The organism is Klebsiella sp. H-Nf2, from assembly GCF_002806645.1.
Taxonomy (GTDB): domain Bacteria; phylum Pseudomonadota; class Gammaproteobacteria; order Enterobacterales; family Enterobacteriaceae; genus Klebsiella; species Klebsiella variicola.
The window spans coordinates 314,170-330,579 of the sequence record NZ_PIBL01000005.1 but is presented as its reverse complement, the minus strand read 5'-3'; the positions used below and the strand labels follow the sequence as shown (position 1 = coordinate 330,579).

General features: G+C 64.8%; 15 protein-coding genes. 1 reads left to right on the top strand and 14 read right to left on the bottom strand.

Features of this window, described 5'->3' with window-relative positions; translation table 11 throughout:
* Positions 1–1,067: 1,067 nt before the first annotated feature.
* From CWM58_RS15585 to nifL, 4 genes are all read right to left on the bottom strand, one after another.
* Positions 1,068–1,583: a nitrogen fixation protein NifQ gene (locus tag CWM58_RS15585; protein ID WP_100681278.1), complete on the bottom strand. Its 516-nt coding sequence runs from the start codon at positions 1,581–1,583 to the stop codon at positions 1,068–1,070.
* On the bottom strand, positions 1,583–2,989 hold the full coding sequence (nifB, locus tag CWM58_RS15580) for a nitrogenase cofactor biosynthesis protein NifB (protein ID WP_100681277.1): 1,407 nt from the start codon (positions 2,987–2,989) through the stop codon (positions 1,583–1,585). Before nifB ends, CWM58_RS15585 begins: the two co-directional genes overlap by 1 nt.
* 164 nt (positions 2,990–3,153) lie before the next feature.
* Positions 3,154–4,728 (bottom strand): nif-specific transcriptional activator NifA, encoded by a 1,575-nt coding sequence (gene nifA / locus CWM58_RS15575; protein WP_008804120.1) that lies wholly within the window; start codon positions 4,726–4,728, stop codon positions 3,154–3,156.
* Entirely contained in the window at positions 4,725–6,209 is a 1,485-nt protein-coding gene (gene nifL, locus CWM58_RS15570) for a nitrogen fixation negative regulator NifL (protein WP_100681276.1), read from the bottom strand. The genes nifA and nifL overlap by 4 nt, the downstream gene beginning before the upstream one ends.
* Before the next feature lie 319 nt (positions 6,210–6,528).
* Here nifL and CWM58_RS15565 point away from each other — a divergent pair, with 319 nt between their 5' ends.
* Positions 6,529–7,059 (top strand): flavodoxin, encoded by a 531-nt coding sequence (locus CWM58_RS15565; RefSeq protein ID WP_100681275.1) that lies wholly within the window; start codon positions 6,529–6,531, stop codon positions 7,057–7,059.
* Positions 7,060–7,081: 22 nt separating this feature from the next.
* Here the strand turns inward: CWM58_RS15565 and nifM are convergent, their stop codons facing one another.
* From nifM to CWM58_RS15515, 10 genes are all read right to left on the bottom strand, one after another.
* Positions 7,082–7,882 carry a nitrogen fixation protein NifM gene (gene nifM / locus CWM58_RS15560; protein WP_100681274.1) on the bottom strand — a complete coding sequence of 267 codons (801 nt, stop codon included), beginning with the start codon at positions 7,880–7,882 and terminating at the stop codon, positions 7,082–7,084.
* Positions 7,882–8,325: a nitrogen fixation protein NifZ gene (locus CWM58_RS15555; RefSeq protein ID WP_100681273.1), complete on the bottom strand. Its 444-nt coding sequence runs from the start codon at positions 8,323–8,325 to the stop codon at positions 7,882–7,884. The genes nifM and CWM58_RS15555 overlap by 1 nt, the downstream gene beginning before the upstream one ends.
* Entirely contained in the window at positions 8,322–8,579 is a 258-nt protein-coding gene (locus tag CWM58_RS15550; protein ID WP_061153949.1) for a nitrogenase-stabilizing/protective protein NifW, read from the bottom strand. The genes CWM58_RS15555 and CWM58_RS15550 overlap by 4 nt, the downstream gene beginning before the upstream one ends.
* 2 nt (positions 8,580–8,581) lie before the next feature.
* Positions 8,582–9,724 (bottom strand): homocitrate synthase, encoded by a 1,143-nt coding sequence (gene nifV / locus CWM58_RS15545; RefSeq protein WP_100681293.1) that lies wholly within the window; start codon positions 9,722–9,724, stop codon positions 8,582–8,584.
* Between the two features lie 16 nt (positions 9,725–9,740).
* Positions 9,741–10,943: a cysteine desulfurase NifS gene (gene nifS / locus CWM58_RS15540; RefSeq protein ID WP_100681272.1), complete on the bottom strand. Its 1,203-nt coding sequence runs from the start codon at positions 10,941–10,943 to the stop codon at positions 9,741–9,743.
* A 15-nt stretch (positions 10,944–10,958) separates the two neighbouring features.
* A complete protein-coding gene (gene nifU / locus CWM58_RS15535; protein ID WP_061153951.1) occupies positions 10,959–11,798 on the bottom strand; it encodes a Fe-S cluster assembly protein NifU in 840 nt (279 codons plus the stop codon).
* 194 nt (positions 11,799–11,992) lie between these two features.
* Complete coding sequence (locus tag CWM58_RS15530) at positions 11,993–12,463, bottom strand: NifB/NifX family molybdenum-iron cluster-binding protein (RefSeq protein WP_061153952.1); 471 nt, start codon at positions 12,461–12,463, stop codon at positions 11,993–11,995.
* On the bottom strand, positions 12,450–13,835 hold the full coding sequence (gene nifN, locus CWM58_RS15525; RefSeq protein WP_100681271.1) for a nitrogenase iron-molybdenum cofactor biosynthesis protein NifN: 1,386 nt from the start codon (positions 13,833–13,835) through the stop codon (positions 12,450–12,452). Before nifN ends, CWM58_RS15530 begins: the two co-directional genes overlap by 14 nt.
* Before the next feature lie 9 nt (positions 13,836–13,844).
* Positions 13,845–15,218, bottom strand: a complete 1,374-nt coding sequence (nifE, locus tag CWM58_RS15520) for a nitrogenase iron-molybdenum cofactor biosynthesis protein NifE (RefSeq protein WP_100681270.1) — start codon at positions 15,216–15,218, stop codon at positions 13,845–13,847.
* Between the two features lie 519 nt (positions 15,219–15,737).
* Positions 15,738–16,400, bottom strand: a complete 663-nt coding sequence (locus tag CWM58_RS15515; protein ID WP_074385344.1) for a NifB/NifX family molybdenum-iron cluster-binding protein — start codon at positions 16,398–16,400, stop codon at positions 15,738–15,740.
* Positions 16,401–16,410: the final 10 nt, after the last annotated feature.

Here is a 16,410-nt window from a genome sequence, read left to right as displayed (position 1 = left end):
AGGCTTCGGGTCGGGCCGAGGCAGCGTCCGTGCAAAACACGGCCCTCAGCCCGCATCCATGCGGGCTGCCCCGGCCTTCCGGGAACGTCTCAGCGATTTTGAGGCCGCCAGCACCGGCAGTTTCAGCGGCCCCAGGTCCGGCGGCGATACACATACTGGGTCTGAACCCCGTAGGCCGGGTAAGCGAAGCGCCACCCGGCACAAAAGCGGCTCCGCGCCCGCTGTCCTTGCCCGGCGGCGCTGCGCTTGCCGGGCCTACGGTGATGGTTAACCTTGTGATATATAAATGGCTTTGTAGGCCGGGTAAGCGAAGCGCCACCCGGCAATATGCTGGGCTCGGAGCTTGATATATTGCCCGGCGGCGCTGCGCTTGCCGGGCCTACGGTGTTGAGTAACCTTCTGATATATAAATGGCTTTGTAGGCCGGGTAAGCGAAGCGCTACCCGGCAACATGTTGGGCACGGAGCCTGATGTATTGCCCGGCGGCGGTGGAGACTGTTATCGGTTTACCACGTTCTCAGACTCCGTAGGCCGGGTCAGGCGCAGCCGCCACCCGGCAATATGTTGGCTACGGAAACGACGACCGGACGGTTCCCTCTCCCTCCGGGAGAGGGTTAGGGTGAGGGAAAGCACCGTCGTGCAGTCATTTATGTTATCTGTGGCTCCAGCGCACATTGCGCTCCCGGTTAGTCTTCTGCGTTATGTCTCTCATGGCGCAGGGAGCGCACAGGGGGCGGCCAGTCGCCGCCGCCCCCTGTACCCCCGGGCTCCGGCCAGCAAAATCGCCACTTCGTGGTACCTTCGACTTTTCCCTGCAGGCTTCGGGTCGGGCCGAGGCAGCGTCCGTGCAAAACACGGCCCTCAGCCCGCATCCATGCGGGCTGCCCCGGCCTGCCGGGAACGTCTCAGCGATTTTGAGGCCGCCAGCACCGGCAGTTTCAGTAGCCCCTGATCCAGTGGTGATTTGGGGTTGTAGGCCGGGTAAGCGAAGCGCCACCCGGCAGAAACCCGCGTAAAGGGGTAAAACGCGTGTGTGGTTGGGTCAGCCGCAGGGGGCTGCGGCTTGTTTATAGCGGCGGCGGTTCGAAGCAGAGGCTGCGCTCCAGGCATTCGTCGCAGCTCGGCGATCGGCAGACAATCTCCCCCTGCGACTGCAGGCAGCGCTGGCGGTAAAAGAACTTTTTCCAGCGCATATGGTGGACGTTCTGCACCACCAGCTGCGGAAAGCAGTCGCTCATCAGCCGGCCCAGTTCCGCCCGCGAATCGAGTCCCAGATCCTCCCACAGATGGTTAAACGCCAGCGACACCTCGGCAACGATCTGCGCCATCGGTTCAGCCCCCGGCGCCATCCACTCCGTCAGCCACTGTCCCAGCTGCCGACGCTCTTCGTCACGGGTGGCATTCAGCTCGGTCATCAGCCGACGGCGGCTCAGCGTCGCGCTGTCCAGTGGCGTCGCCACCTCGCCCAGCCGCTGCTGCAGTGACCGCCACGCTCCGGGAGTCAGCCCCATCCGCAGCGGAAAGCAGCCTTTTCCGGCGTGATACAGTCGCCACAGGCGAGTTAACCAGTCGACCGGCGCCATCAGGCGACTCCCTGACGCAGGCGCGATGCCGCCAGGCTTTGGCGCCGCTGCTGCCACCAGGCGGGCAGCACCTCGGCGACCGAACGCCACGCGCCGTCCACCTGCGGCTCAATACCCTGCAATTCCAGCTGCTGCCATGGCGTATGGCCGATACGCACGCAGAACACCGCTTTCACGTCGGCGAGCAGCGCCAGCAGCGCCGCCAGTCTGGCCTCGTTCTCCTGTGGCTCACACTCCTCTTCGCCGCGGCAATATTTTGGCGTAAAGCGCTCGCCCACCAGCACCATACCGGCGGCCGACAGGCTGTAGATCGAGAAGCGGTCGGCATGGCCAAAATGACAGTCAATGACCTCGCCGTGGCGGGAGGCCACGGCCACCAGACAGGCGTCATCCGCGTCCGACTCCCCCTGCGTAGCGAGGCTGGCATGAAGTTCGGCGCGCTGGTGGAGGATGGGCAGCCAGTCGGGGAGGCTGTCCGGGTCCGGCAGCCGGGTGAACTGCTGGCTGCGATCTTCGCCCAGCATGCCGATGGCGTCGGCACGGCACTGGTGGCAGTGGGTCATCTGCGGCATCACCTCCCCGCACTGGCTGCGGATCGCGGCGAGCATCCCGGCGTCCGGCTCCGGCTGGCCGTTGAGACCAAAGACCGTGCCGTGCTCCGGTCTGGCAATCAGCGGCATAATATTGTGAATAAACGCGCCGCTTTCCCGCAAACGACGGCCGACCTCGGCCATGCCGCCGTCGTTGATCCCCGGGATCAGCACCGAGTTTATCTTGACCAGCACCCCCGCGGCGGTCAGCCTGCGGACCCCTTCAAGCTGGCGGGCAATCAGGATCTCCCCAGCTTCCCGGCCGCGGTAGCGTTCGCCGTCGAGCCACAGCCAGGCATAGATTTGCCCGGCGATATCGGCATCCAGGGTATTAATGGTCACCGTGACGTGATCCACGCCGACCTCCAGCAGGTGATCGACCGCGTCGGGCAGCATCAGCCCGTTGGTCGACAGGCATAATTTGAGGTCCGGAAGCTGGTCGCGGACCAGCTCCAGGGTGCGGAAGGTGCGGGTCATATTGGCCAGCGGATCGCCGGGCCCGGCTATGCCGACCACCGACAGCTGCGGGATGGCCTGGGCCACCTGGCGCACTTTCAACACCGCCTGCTCGGGGGTCAGCAGCGTCGATGACACCCCGGGACGGGACTCATTGCTGCAGTCGAATTTACGGTTGCAGTAGTTGCACTGCAGATTGCAGGCCGGGGCGACCGGAAGATGCATCCGGGCGAAACGGTGGTGCCCGCTGCGGGAGTAGCAGGGGTGCGCGGCGACCTTGTCGGCCACCCGCGGCGCTAACGCGCTGGCGTCCGCCGACTGACAGGCGTTACCGCCGGAAAAAGAAGAGCAGGAAGTCATGGTCGTACCTTCATGGTTGGGCGATACCTTCCTGCTGCAAACGACGTACCAGTGACGAATTTTTTATCTGGCTGAAAAATAAAGCGTTATCCCGCATCCCTGCGGCACAACATTGTCGCGTTCCTGCCGCACTGACGACAATGTCCTGAACCTGACACCGCTGCCTACAGACGCGGCAGGGTGATATCCATGATCTGGATCCGGTAAGCGACCTGGCGCGGCGTCATCCCCAGCAGCCGTGCCGCCTTGGCCTGCACCCAGCCGGCTTTTTCCAGCGCGGCGATCAGTCGCTGGCGTTCGTCCAGGCTGTTGTCCAGCCAGCTGTCTTCCGCTGGCCCGCTGGCAGGCAGGGCTTTGGCGGGACGATCCTGGTGAGTGAAGAGGATCACGTCGCGATCGATCAGGCCACTCTCCGACATCACCGCCGATCGTTCGAGGCAGTTCTCCAGTTCGCGAACATTACCCGGCCAGCTGTACTCCATCAGCAGGCGGATCGCGCCCTCGCTGATCCGTAGCGTGCGCCCCTGATGCTGGCCGATTTTGCGCACCAGGAAGTGCGCCAGCTCGGCGATGTCCTCCTGACGCTCGCGCAGCGGGGGCAGGGCGATGGGCATCACGTTCAGACGATAGTAGAGATCCTCACGGAAATGGCCCAGCCGGACCTCCTCCTCCAGGTGACGGTTGGTGGCGGCGATGATGCGGACGTTCACCCGCAGGGTCTCATCGCCGCCGACCCGCTCCATCTCCCCCTCCTGGAGGATACGCAGCAGCTTGGCCTGGAACGAGGCGCTGCTTTCACCAATCTCATCGAGGAACAGGGTGCCGCCATCCGCCAGCTCAAAACGTCCTTTACGCTGACGCACCGCCCCGGTAAAGGCGCCTTTCTCATGGCCGAACAGTTCGCTTTCCAGCAGGGTGTCCGGCAGCGCCGCGCAGTTAAATTTGACGAAGGCGGCGCCAGCCCGCGGCGAATGGTGATGGATGGCATTAGCGATCAGCTCTTTCCCGGTGCCGCTTTCGCCGCGCACCAGCACGGTGGTGTCCCAGCGCGAAACCTGACGGATCACCTCCACGATCTGGCGCATCGCCGGGCTCTTGCCGACCATATTGTCAAGGCCCACGCCGCGCGACGACGAGCAGGCCGGCGGCCGTTCCACCTTCGGCGGCTGGCGGCTCGACAGGGCGGGTGAGGCCGGAAGGATCATCAGCCGGATGGTCTGGGCGACGAGGTTGGCGACGGTTTCGAGAAAACGGGTGCAGGCCGGCAGTCGCTCTTCCTGGCGCGCCATCGGTTGGGCCGCCAGCACCCCTATTGGCCGGGCGTTGGGCCCCATCAACGGTACGGCGATAAACGGCAGATCGTAATCGTAGAGGCTCAGGCGGTCGAGAAAACGCTGATCGTCGGCGACCCGGGGCAGCACCAGCGACTGCCCCTGGGCCAGCACGGTCCCCACCAGTCCCTCGCCGGGGCGATAGCGGATCTGCGTGCTGCCGGGGAGGGGCTGCTGGCCGGTTTGCTGCAGCGCTTCGATACTGAGGATCTCCTGCTCGCTGTCGTACAGGCAAATCATCCCGTGCTGCATAAAAGCATCGTTGTGCAATACGCTGAGCACCTCCTGCAGCGTTTTGCTGGCCTCGGTGGCCCGGCTCAGCACCACGCTTATCCGCTGCATGGCGGTGAACTGCTGAGAGAGATCGAAGCGTCTGACGGTGGTGTCCGGGTCGGATTCAGGGATCATGCTTCACCTCCGGTCAGGGTGTTAAACAGCGGGAAACGCAGGGTCAGGCAGGTGCCGCCCTGCGGTCGGGAAGCCAGCTCAATGGCCCCGCGATGGTGCGCCACCAGGGTCTGGATCAGCCGCAACTCCATGCCTTTGCCCGGCGAGTTCAGCGCGTCGGGGGAGTGGGCGTAGCGCACCTGCAGCAGCGGCACGTTGTCAGTCAGGTACAGCGACAGCCAGCCGTCGTTCTCCTCGGCATAGAGCTGCATCGCCAGCGGCACAGAGGGCAATTCGGCGGCGAGGGCCAGGGTGCGGTCGAGCCACAGGCTTAAGCACGCCAGCAGCGGGGTGCGCTGGCCAAAGCCGATCAGATGCGGTGAGGCCATGTCGACCTGCAGCCCGTCGGGATCGAAGCGGGTACGGTAGAGGGCGCACAGATCGTCGAAAAAGGGCTGCAGCGGCCAGACGGCGGGGTTTTCGAGATCCAGCGAGGGGCGACAACGCTGGAGCCGCGCCATCGCCTCTTCTCCTTCACGCCAGGCGGCCTCCAGCGCCACATTCCCGCTTCCCTCGCCGTTCAGCCGACGGGCTGCCGCCAGCATGTTAATCGGGCAGTTCAACTGGATCAGCGCGGCGTCCAGCGACTCGCGGATCGCCGCCAGCAGCTTGCCGGCGGTCATTTGCTGCTTCAGCCGGTCAAGGCGCCCTTGCTCCTGCTGCTGACGCTGCTGGGTACAGTCGGCGATCACCACCAGGGTCCGCGCCAGCGCGCTGTCGATAAAGTAGCGGCTGGCCTCTTCACTGACGCCGGGCAACGGCCAGCAGGTCACCGACAGCCAGCGCGCGGCCCCGCGGAGCGCCACCGGCAGGATCGCCTCCACGCCGGGCGTCATCCGGCCAGGGGAGACCTGCAGCTCGGTGAGCAGCTCCCGGCCGCCGCAGTCAGCGCAGAAGGTTTTATAGGCGAGGTTGTCCATCACCACCCGATCCTGCTCGTCCACCACCACCACGGCGGCGGGGATATTATTCAGCACCGCCTCCATCAGGGTCATATGGTTGCGCAGCCGCTGTTCGAGGGTGTAGTTGACGCTGATATCCCGCTGCATCGCCAGATAATGCTCCAGTTCCCCTTGCGGGCTAAGCACCGGGGTGATGTCAATCTCCACCAGGTACAGGCCGCCGTCCCGACGCTGATTAATCAGCTGACCGCGCCAGGGCTGACGCTGGAGCAGGGTATGCCACATCTCCTGATAGATCTCGCGCGGCGTCTGGCTGCTGGCCAGCAGGCGCGGGTTCTGGTTTAACAATTGCGCCAGCGAATAGCCAGTCTGGCGGCAAAACGCCGGGTTGGCGTAAATGATCCTGGCGCTGGCATCGGTGAGGGAGATGGCCACCGAGGCCTGTTCCACCATGGTAAAAAACAGCCCCGGATGTTGTTGAATCAGCGCGCCGGCGATGGCCTCCGGCGCGGCGTTATCGAGCATCATGTTCAGGGTCATCGCAAACTCCTGTGTCGCAGTTATGACAAATTGTCCGACACCGTGCGCGGAACGCGGCGGGGTAAGCCGAACCCGGATAACCATGCAAAGTGTGCGCCCTTATCGGAGCGACCACGCGAAACATTGATCCGACAGGGGGAAAATTCACGGATTTTTACCTTTCGCCCCGCCGGGGGCGCCTTTGGCGCACGGCATCGTGAGGCGAAGCGATCCTGATGGGGCAGGGATGGGCCGTCGCGGTGCAGGGCAACCTGGCACAGCCTTCGCAATACCTCTGTCGTCATTCCTTTTTTCAACACCATTCCGACAGGAGCGTACTATGGCGAACATTGGCATTTTCTTTGGTACCGACACCGGTAAAACCCGCAAGATCGCGAAACTGATCCACAAGCAGCTGGGGGAGGCCGCCGCTGCCCCGGTCAATATTAACCGCGCCACGCTGGCGGACCTGCTGGCCTACCCGGCCCTGCTGCTGGGGACGCCGACGCTGGGCGACGGCCAGCTGCCGGGCCTTGAGGCCGGGGGCGAGAGCGAGTCGTGGGCCGAGTTTATCCGCAACCTCGGCGACGTCAGTCTGCAGGGAAAAACGGTGGCGCTGTTTGGCCTCGGCGATCAGCGTGGCTATCCGGATAACTTCGCCAGCGGGCTGCGGCCGCTGTACGACGCCCTGCTTGCCCGCGGGGCGACGATGATCGGCAGCTGGCCGAACGAGGGGTATGAGTTCAGCGCCTCATCGGCGCTGGAGGGGGATCGCTTTGTCGGGCTGGTGCTGGACCAGGATAACCAGTTCGACGAGACCGACGCGCGTCTGGCGACCTGGCTTGAGGAGATTAAACCGCATCTGCTGTAGGTGATGGCGGGTAGCCTGTCGGCTACCCGCACAGCCCCGGCTGGCGCGCTAACATCTCGGCCAGCCACTGGCGCTGGTGGCGGCGCTGGCTCTGTTGACTGAGGTAATCGCGGGCGCTTTCCAGCGCCTGCTCAGGCGTCATCGGCGCGGCAGGGCGAATGGCCTCACACCAGATCAGATGCCAGCCGAGCTCACTGGCCACCGGCGCGCTCAGCGCATGTTCCTCCAGCGCAAACAGCGCCTCCTCCAGCTGCGGATAGAGCAGCCCCCGGCCGATCCAGCCCAGCAGTCCGCCGTCCAGTGCGCTCGGGCAGTGGGAGTGTCGCTGGGCCAGCGGCGCAAACGCCTCACGAGAGGCTTCGATTTGCCCATGAAGCTCCCGTATGCGCGAGTAAATCGCCTGGTCGTCGCCATCGACGGTGAGCAGCAGATGGCGGGTCAGGCGCTGTTCCGGGCGTATAAACTGCGCCTGATGCCGCAGATACCAGGCCTGCACCGTGGCGGGATCCGGCCGCGGCGCCTGGCTGGCAATCCCGGCGAAGGCGGTTTCCAGCCGGGCGTGGTGCAGAACGATCGCCGCCCGCTCCGCTGGCGTAAATCCTCCCTCATCCAGCCAGGCGCCCAGCGAAGTGGCGAGGCCCTCCAGCAGCGCGGCGGGGATCGCCTCCGGCGCAATTTGGGCGACGATGAGCTGCTCCATCTGGGCCTGGCGCTGCCAGGCCGCCTCGAAGGCCTGCCGGTCGACCGCGTCGATGGCCGCCGGCTTGCAGTTCCAGCGGCTCTGCGCCAGCCGCTGTCGGCCAAATCGTTGCCATGGCTCCATTATCCTTCCTCCTCTGCCAGCGCCAGCGCGCTTACCGGGACCTGGAACCAGCGGCCGCCGAAGTCGACGATATAGCCGTCGCCATGCTCGCCCCGGTCGGTGGCTTCGATGCGCCCCAACTGCCCGACGCTGACCACCATCTCGCCCTGCATCGCCAGCGCCGTCTGACAGATTACGCTATCGCCATACTGCAGATTGCCGGCCAGCCAGGGTCGATCGCCGGCAATCAGCTCCTGTTCGCGGCAGCCGACCACCCGGTCGCAGTCCGGGAAGTGGATCTGGTAGATGATCTGGTCCTGCAAGAATACCCCCCAGTCGCGGACATAGCCGATGCTGCCCCGGCGCACCAGCAGGGCGCCGGACGGCAGGCCCGCATAGGTGCCATCGTTACGGATGGCGCGCACGACGCGGACCGCTTCGCTAAAGGTAAATTGGGGTCTCATGGCGTGTTCTCCTCGAACTGTTGCTGATAACTCTCCGCCAGCAGTCGGCGCGCCAGCAGCCAGTGCGCGCGCGGGTTCTCCTCCAGCTGGTTGAGCAGAGGCACTTCCGCCTTCAGCTTGCGGTGAAAGGTGGCCAGCACCGGCAGGCTGCAGTGGGCCAGGCGCTCGGGCTGGTAGGGAACGGCGAAAAACTGAAAGAATGCATCGGCGGAGCGCAGGTCGCCCACGCCGGGGATCTGATAAAACCACTCCATACTCACCCCCTGGCCTGCAGCGTTTCGGCGCCGCAGAGCGCGTGGTAGATTGCCGCCAGCTCATCATCCCGCGGGCTGCGTTTGCCGTTTTCGGCAAAGCGACGCAGCGCTGGCAGCAGCTGGTCAATTTGCGCTGACGTCAGGTGATAGCCCATCCGATCGAAGACGCCGTTAACCGCCTGGCGACCGGAGTGTTTCCCCAGCACCAGCCGATAGCCGCGGCCCAGCAGGGCGGGGTCGATCGCCTGATAGCTCTCGCTGTCGCGCAGCAGTGCCGCAACATGCACGCCGGATTCGTGGGTAAAAACCAGCTCGCCCACCAGCGGCTGCTGGGGATCCACCGGGCGGCGGGTGGCAAGGGCCACCTGCTCGCACAGCGCCGGCAGGGCGGTGAAACGCACGCCGGTCTCGACGCCCAGGCAGCGCTCCAGCCCGAGCGCCACGGTTTCCAGCGCCGCGTTGCCCGCGCGTTCGCCCAGGCCCAGCACGGTGGTGTTGACGCTGGTGGCCCCGGCGCGCACCGCCGCCAGGGTGTTGGCGGTGGCCAGACCCAGATCGTTATGGGCGTGCATTTCGAGTTCGCCGGGCCAGACGCGGCGCAGGGCGGTGATCTGCGCCGCGGTGGTGAACGGGTCGAGGATACCGACGGTATCGGCATAGCGCAGACGGGTGGCTCCCGCCTCCCGGGCCAGGCGGGCAATGTCCTGCAGCGTCGCGTCGCTGGCTCGCGAGGCGTCCTCACAGCCAATGCAGACCTTCAGGCCAAGGGTGTGGGCGAGGTGGATCAGGGCCGCCAGCCGCTCCAGCAGCAGCGGTAAGCCTTCGCGCAGTTTGTACTGCCGCAGCTTGTCGGAGGCGGGGATGGAGATATCCACCCAGTCCATGCCCAGGTCGGCGCTCTGGCGAATTTCTCCCGCCTGCATCCGGCACCAGGTCATCAGCGTGGCGCCCGGGAGCTGTCGGCGCACCTGCCGGATGCGGACGCACTCCTCCTCGCCCATCGCCGGGGTGCCGACCTCCATGGCTTCGATCCCCGCCGCGTACAGCGCCTCGGCGATAGCGATCTTTTCGCTGGCCTGAAAGGCCACGCCGGGACTCTGTTCACCATCGCGCAGGGTGGTGTCGTTAATCAGTACGCGTCCCATCATTGTCTCCCCCGCCTTAGCCGTAGACCGGCGTGAAGGCGCCATCCTGCAGGTGCGGCTGACCCTGTCGCCAGTAAGGCGACAGGGCGCGCAGCCGGTCGATAACCGACGGCAGGGTGGCGATGACGTAGTCGATCTCTTTTTCCCGGGTATAGCGTGAGAGGGAGAAGCGGATGGTACCGTGGGCCGCAGTGTAGGGGATATTCATTGCCCGCATGACGTGCGACGGCTCCAGCGAGCCGGAGGTGCAGGCGCTGCCGCTGGAGGCGGCGATCCCGGCCTGATTCATCAGCAGCAGGATTGCCTCGCCCTCGATACACTCGAAGGCCAGATTGAGGGTGCCGGGCACCCGCGGCTGGCTGCCGCCCATCACCGTCACCGCAGGGATAGTGGCCTGGAGATGCTGTTCAAGACGATCGCGCAGCTGGCTAATCTGCGCCATGCCCGGCAGATGAACCTGCGCCAGCTCGCTGGCGGCGCCCATCCCGACAATGCCGCTGATATTTTCCGTACCGGCCCGCCGGCCATGCGCCTGGTGGCCGCCGCGCAGCAGCGGGCGAAAACGCGTTCCCCGGCGTAGCCAGAGGCAGCCCACCCCTTTGGGGCCGTGGAATTTATGCGCCGAGCAGGAGAGCATATCGATCCGCGTCTGGCTGAGCGCCATCGGGATTTTGCCCACCACCTGCACCGCGTCGCAGTGAAACAGCGCGCCCTGCTCATGAGCCAGCTCCGCCAGTTCGGGCACCGGGAACATGACGCCGGTTTCGTTATTGGCCCACATGATGCTGACCAGCGCCACGCGTGGGCTAAGCGCCGCCCGAAACTGCGCCATATCCAGGGCGCCCTGCTGATCCACGGCGATACGGTGGATCAGATATCCCTGGCGCTCCAGCTGTTCGCACACCGCCAGAGTGGCGGGATGTTCGACCGCGCTGGTGATGATCTCGCGCCGCTCCGGCATCAGGGCCACCGCCGAGGCGATAGCGGTGGTGGTGGCCTCGGTGGCGCAGGAGGTAAAGATGATCTCGCTGGGGTAGTCGGCCCCGAGCAGGGTGGCCACCTGCTGGTGCGCCCGTTCAAGGGCCGCCTGCGCCGGCAGACCAAAATCGTGTATCGACGAAGGGTTGCCGTAAAAGTCGGTTAAAAAGGGCATCATCGCGTCGAGAACCATCGGGTCGAGACGGGTGGTGGCGTTGTTATCGAGATAAACAGGTTTCATCGTATCCCCCTTGGGTTAGTTAACCGCGGCCGGGGCCGCCACCACGTCCATGTAACTTCCGGTACGCTCCATCAGCTTTTGCTGCAGCCAGGCGAGGGTCATGTCGGTCATCATGCAGCCGCTGCAGCTGCCGGAGAGGCTGACGGTCACCTGACGCGGGGTGACGTTGAGCAACGTCATGTCGCCACCGTCGGCCTGAATGTGCGGACGCAGTTCGTTGATGGTATCGACCACGCTTTGCCAGTGCGCATCGTGGGCCGTCTCCGCTGGCAGGGGGGCTGGCGGCTGTTGGGCGAGGATCGCCGCCAGCGCCAGCTCAATTTTTTCATGGCAGGCGGTGCAGCCGCCGCCAGCTTTGGTGTAGTTGATCACTTCCTCGAGGGTGGTCAGGCCGTTGTTCACCACGGCCCGGCGAATATGCCCTTCGTCGACGCCGAAGCATTTACAGATCAGCTTGCCCTCCTCATGCTCCTCCTCAAGGCTTTCGCCGCGAAAATGGGCGATGGCCGCACGCAGCGCTTCCTGGCCCATCACCGAGCAGTGCATTTTTTCCGGCGGCAGACCGTCGAGGTAGTCGGCGATCTGCTGGTTGGTGATCTGCCCGGCTTCGGTCAGGGTGTGGCCGATAATCAGCTCCGTCAGCGCGGAAGAGGAGGCGATGGCGCTGCCGCAGCCGAAGGTCTGGAAGCCCGCCTCCTCGATGATCTCGGTCTGCGGATCAACCCGCAGCATCAGGCGCAGCGCATCGCCGCAGCTTAATGAACCCACATCGCCCACCGCGTTGGCGTTGTCGACCACGCGCGCGTTGCGGGGATGAAAAAAATGGTCTTTCACTTTCTCGGAGTAGTTCCACATGCTGTCAGCTCCAGGGATGATGACGAAAACGCCGGGGCGCGGTACACCGCAGACTGGCGGTGGTACTGACCCCCAAGCAATTGCGATACCAACGCATAAAAACCTTATTTGTTAATGACCTGGCGGGTTAAGCGCCCCCGACAGGGCCGACACTGTTGTGGCGTTTTGTGGGCTTTGTCACATAAACGACAGGATCAGGGGAGCGGGTCGGGCTCCTCCCGCCACGCCTGCTCCTCCAGCAGGCGGTTAAAGCGCTGCGGATCGCGTTGCCGCGCGCTGCGGCGCTGCGCTTTTTCATACCAGGAGAGTTGGATCTCCTGCAGCAAGCCGAGGATGGTGGTCTGGTCTGGGACGCGTTCGGCGCGGACGCCCACCTGCAGCAGCTGGCGAAAAACCGCCTCGCCAATCGCCACGCAGAACAGGGTGACGCAATCCTCAAGGGCATGGATGCGCTCGGCTATCTTCTCGGTCTGGTGACCGCTGGCGACCGGGAACTCCACCACCCGCAGCAGGGTGACCCGGTCGGCTTTGACGCCGTAGACCACCAGCCGCGGCGTGGCGCCGAAATGCTGATCGACGTGGCGGTAATCGGAGCTGGCGAAGGCGACTTTCATCGACCACTCGTCGGCGTGGACCATATCAAACTGACGGTTAATGGGCGGCATAAGCGTCTCCTGAAGCCGGCTGGGGGTCGGCGCCCTGGCGAAGCGGCGAGCGGTAGAGGGCGGTGTGGTGATGGCGGTCGCGCAGCAGATTGGCCAGCTCAAACAGCGTATCTCGCATACCGGCGTACCCCTGGCGGACGCGACGAAACTCACCGAGCCGGTCGAAGAGGGGAAAACCGACGCGGATCAGCGGCAGGGCAAACTGCTCCGCCAGATCGCGGGCGTGAGAGTTAGCCACCAGCAGATCGGCGGGGTGGTGGCTCAGCAGCTGCTGCAGATCCTCAAGATCCCCCGGCACGACCTGATCGACCGGCAGCTGGCGCAGGCTGGGGTGGCTGGTGGGGGCGACCAGCGGGCCGGGCTGCATCCCCTGGCTGCGGGCGAAATCACACCACGCCGCCAGCAGGTCGCCCTCCGCCGCCATCGCCATGCGCTGGCCCTGAAGCCACATATGGCAGTCGATCATCGCATCCTGCAGCTGGCCGCGCTGGCGCTCAATCCAGGCCGGTACGCGGCGTCCGGACATCTTCGCCAGCTGATGGATAAAGGTATCGCAATGGTCGAGGGTCATCAGATGCGGCAGGGCGATCACGTCGCCGCGGCTGCGTTGGGTCAGGAGCGATGCCGCCCGCTGGAGCGACACGCCAATGGCGAAGCTGCCCAGACTCTGGCCCATCTGGGCAATCTGGCGCAGCGAGGCGCCGCCCTGGGTCAGGGGCGTAAAATCCCCTTCACCGAGGTGGCCATCCATTGACTGCGAGAGGTCCGGCAGGATCACCGGCTGCAGGCCAAAGGCCTCCACGCAGCGGCCCAGCCATTCGATGTCCCCTGGCGAACAGAGGTGGCTGACCAGCAGGTTGACCCGCCGGGGCCGCTGCCCTGGACGCGGTGTCGGCGCGACCCACTGCTCGATCACGCTCTCGATCACCGCGCTGTAGCCGTTTTCCATAGAGCCAAAAAAATCCGGGGTATTGACGGTGAGGATCGCCACGCCGTTATGGCGCGGATGCGCCTCGCGAAACTGGCGCACCACCCGGGCGATATCGCTGCCCTGCGCTTCCGCCAGACCGGTGCTGAGCAGCACGATGGCCTGCGGGCTGTGGCGCTGGCAGAGGGTGTCGAGCGCGGTGAAGATATTGCCGTCGGCCCCCATGATCGTGGCGGTCGGATCCATAGCCGTCGACTGCAGCGGCACCGGGTCATGGAAATGCTGAATAAAGAAAACTTTGGCGAAGGCGCTGCAGCCCTGGGCGCCGTGGACCAGCGGGATGGCCTGGGCCAGCCCGAGGCTGGCGAGGATTGCCCCGAGCGGTTGCCCGGTTTTAATCGGGCTCACCGCCAGCGGTTTTTCACTGCGGATAATATCTGCCATGGTGTTCTCCTAGCGCCACGGGGCGCGGGCATGCGTTTGCGGCCAGACGGGGCTGGCGAGGGTCAGACAGAGCTGGCGGGCGAGGGTGATGATGCCCTGATAGCCGGCGTAGGCGTGCTCGCGCTCCTGATTGATATCGAGAAACGGCAGCCGGGCTTTCCAGGCGGTGTACATATTGCGCCCGCCGGCGATCATCAGGTCCGCCTGATAGCGGTACACCACGTCGAGCAGGGTGCGGGCATTGCCCTCCTCAAGCATCACCGCCTCGTCGCCCATCAGCTCACGGATCCGCTGTTTGTCCTCCTCGGTGGATTTCCGCGTGCCGGTGGCCACCACGGTCATGCCGAGATCCTGCAGGGCCGATACCACCGACCAGGATTTCACGCCGCCGGTATAGAGCAGCACTTTGCGCCCGCGGAGCTGCTCACGCCACGGCGCAAGGGCCTGCTCCGCCGCCTGCTCTTCGCGGGCGATTAGCGCGTCGGTGCGGCGGCGCAGGTCGTCATCCCCCAGCAGCGTCGCCAGCTGGCGCAAGGCGTCGGAGGTGGCGCGGATCCCGTAGAAGCTGCCTTCAAACCACGGCGTGCCGTAGCGCAGCTCCAGCCCCCGGGCGACGTTGATCAGCGCGCGCGAGCACACCAGCATATTGGCCTGCGCCCGGTGCAGGGTCTGGATCTCGGCAAAGCGGCCGTCGCCGGAGAGGCTGCCGAGGACGCGGATCCCCAGCTCGTCGAGCAGCGGCTGGACCTGCCAGAACTCGCCGGCGATATTGAATTCGCCAATCAGGCCGATATCGTGGCGCTGGGCCGGGGCAAAGGGCGTGTTGTCCGGCCACGGGGCCGGTTCGCGCTGGCCAATCACCTGCCTGAGCATCACGTCGCCCGCCATTCGGTTGCCAAGATTTTTACTGCCGTAGAAACCGGCGGCGTCAATGGCGATGACCGGGACGCCGGTGGCGGTCTGTGCGGCCTGGCAGACCGCCTCGATGTCATCGCCCTCCATCGCCGGTACGCAGGTGTTGTAGATAAAGACCGCCGCCGGATGATAGCGGTCGACGATGTGACGCACGGCGTGGAACAGGCGGCGTTCGCCGCGGCCCATAATCACATCCTGTTCGTTAAGATCGGTGGTAAAGCCGAGCCGGTTGAGGGCCGGGCCGGCGCTGACGCTGCCGCGGTTATCCCACGAGCTGCCCGCGCAGCCGATGGGGCCGTGCACCAGGTGCGCGACGTCGGCGATGGGCAGGAGCGTTATCTGCGCGCCGTCGAAGGCGCAGCCGCCGGCGGTAGCGCCGGGCTTAGGAGCGCTGCAGCCGGATTTTTGCTTCTGGTTGTGCTCGCAGGCGGGTTCGTCCAGCAGCGCCAGAATTTCCTTTCCCTTCATAGTGACCTCGTTGACGGTGGGAGACCGGAGAGGTGATGCAATTCGCGCTCCAGGGAGAGGGAGATTGATTTTTAAGGGAAAAGGGTTGTGGGTTTTGCGACAAAGGCAACAATCAAACAGGGGGAAGGCATGATTTATCGCGCTGATAACTGGATTTACCGCGACAGTATTGCCGCATATTGGCGAATGACTCGCCGCGAGGGGGTTGGGGCGCGTAAAGAAAATTGGCGAGAACGCAGGCGCACATCAAGGGCTGGCCGCCCGTCCCGCCAGATGAAGCCGGAGTGGAGCGTACCGCGCAGCGGCAATTTTCAGCGCAATGCCGGGGGTCATGGGGGGCGAGCGAAACGCCCCCCATGCCGTTCACCTGTTGAGAAGTTTATTTATGACTAAGGAGTGAATGTGAACGGAACCTTCTGTTAAACAGAATTTTTTTGCCTTCGTGCGGCAGTGGTTTGCGATAATCTGGCCAGAAAAAAAAGCCCGCGGGGTCGGCGGGCAACAAGCAAAACGCAACGATTAAAAAACACGTTCCTCCAGAGGGTTATCCCGGTTGAGGCGCTTCGCCAGCCACGGCGGCAGCCGACCGGCCAGCATCGCGCTTACCGCGTCGCACTGAGCCTGAATCGTCGTGCCCGGCGGCGCTTTCATCGGATGGATTTGATGGCGGATCAACCTCGCGGCAGCAGGCCCGCCAATCTCCTGACAAAACAGCAGATGGCAATCTTCCAGCAGCCTGGCGCGCATCTCACTGGCGTCAGACGCGGCAGAAGAAGAGGCATAGCGGCGCAAATCCTCCAGCCAGCCGCCCTGGTCATCGAAGGCATAGATAAAAAACAGCCGGTTCTGGCCAAAATGACCATTGATGGCCAGGCCATCCTGCGAGCAAAAAGCGACCCTCAGCTGCGGCGTTCGCTGAGGATGGCGGGCGATGCGCAAATGGCCGGGCAGCACCCCCTGCAGGCAGGCGATGACCCGCGCCCAGCGGGCCGGGGACATCACCGCCGTCGCCGAAGGAAAACTGGCGGCCAGCTGAGGCTGCGTCAGGGTGGTTAACCGTGCCGGGGTCAACGTTTCGCCGCACTCCTGCGCCAGCCAGTCGACGACTTGCACCGGCTGCAGCTCCGGCAGCGTCTGGAACAGCGCCAGCAGACGCCAGAAAAGGGTATCGTTGTCGGACATTTCCAGCTCC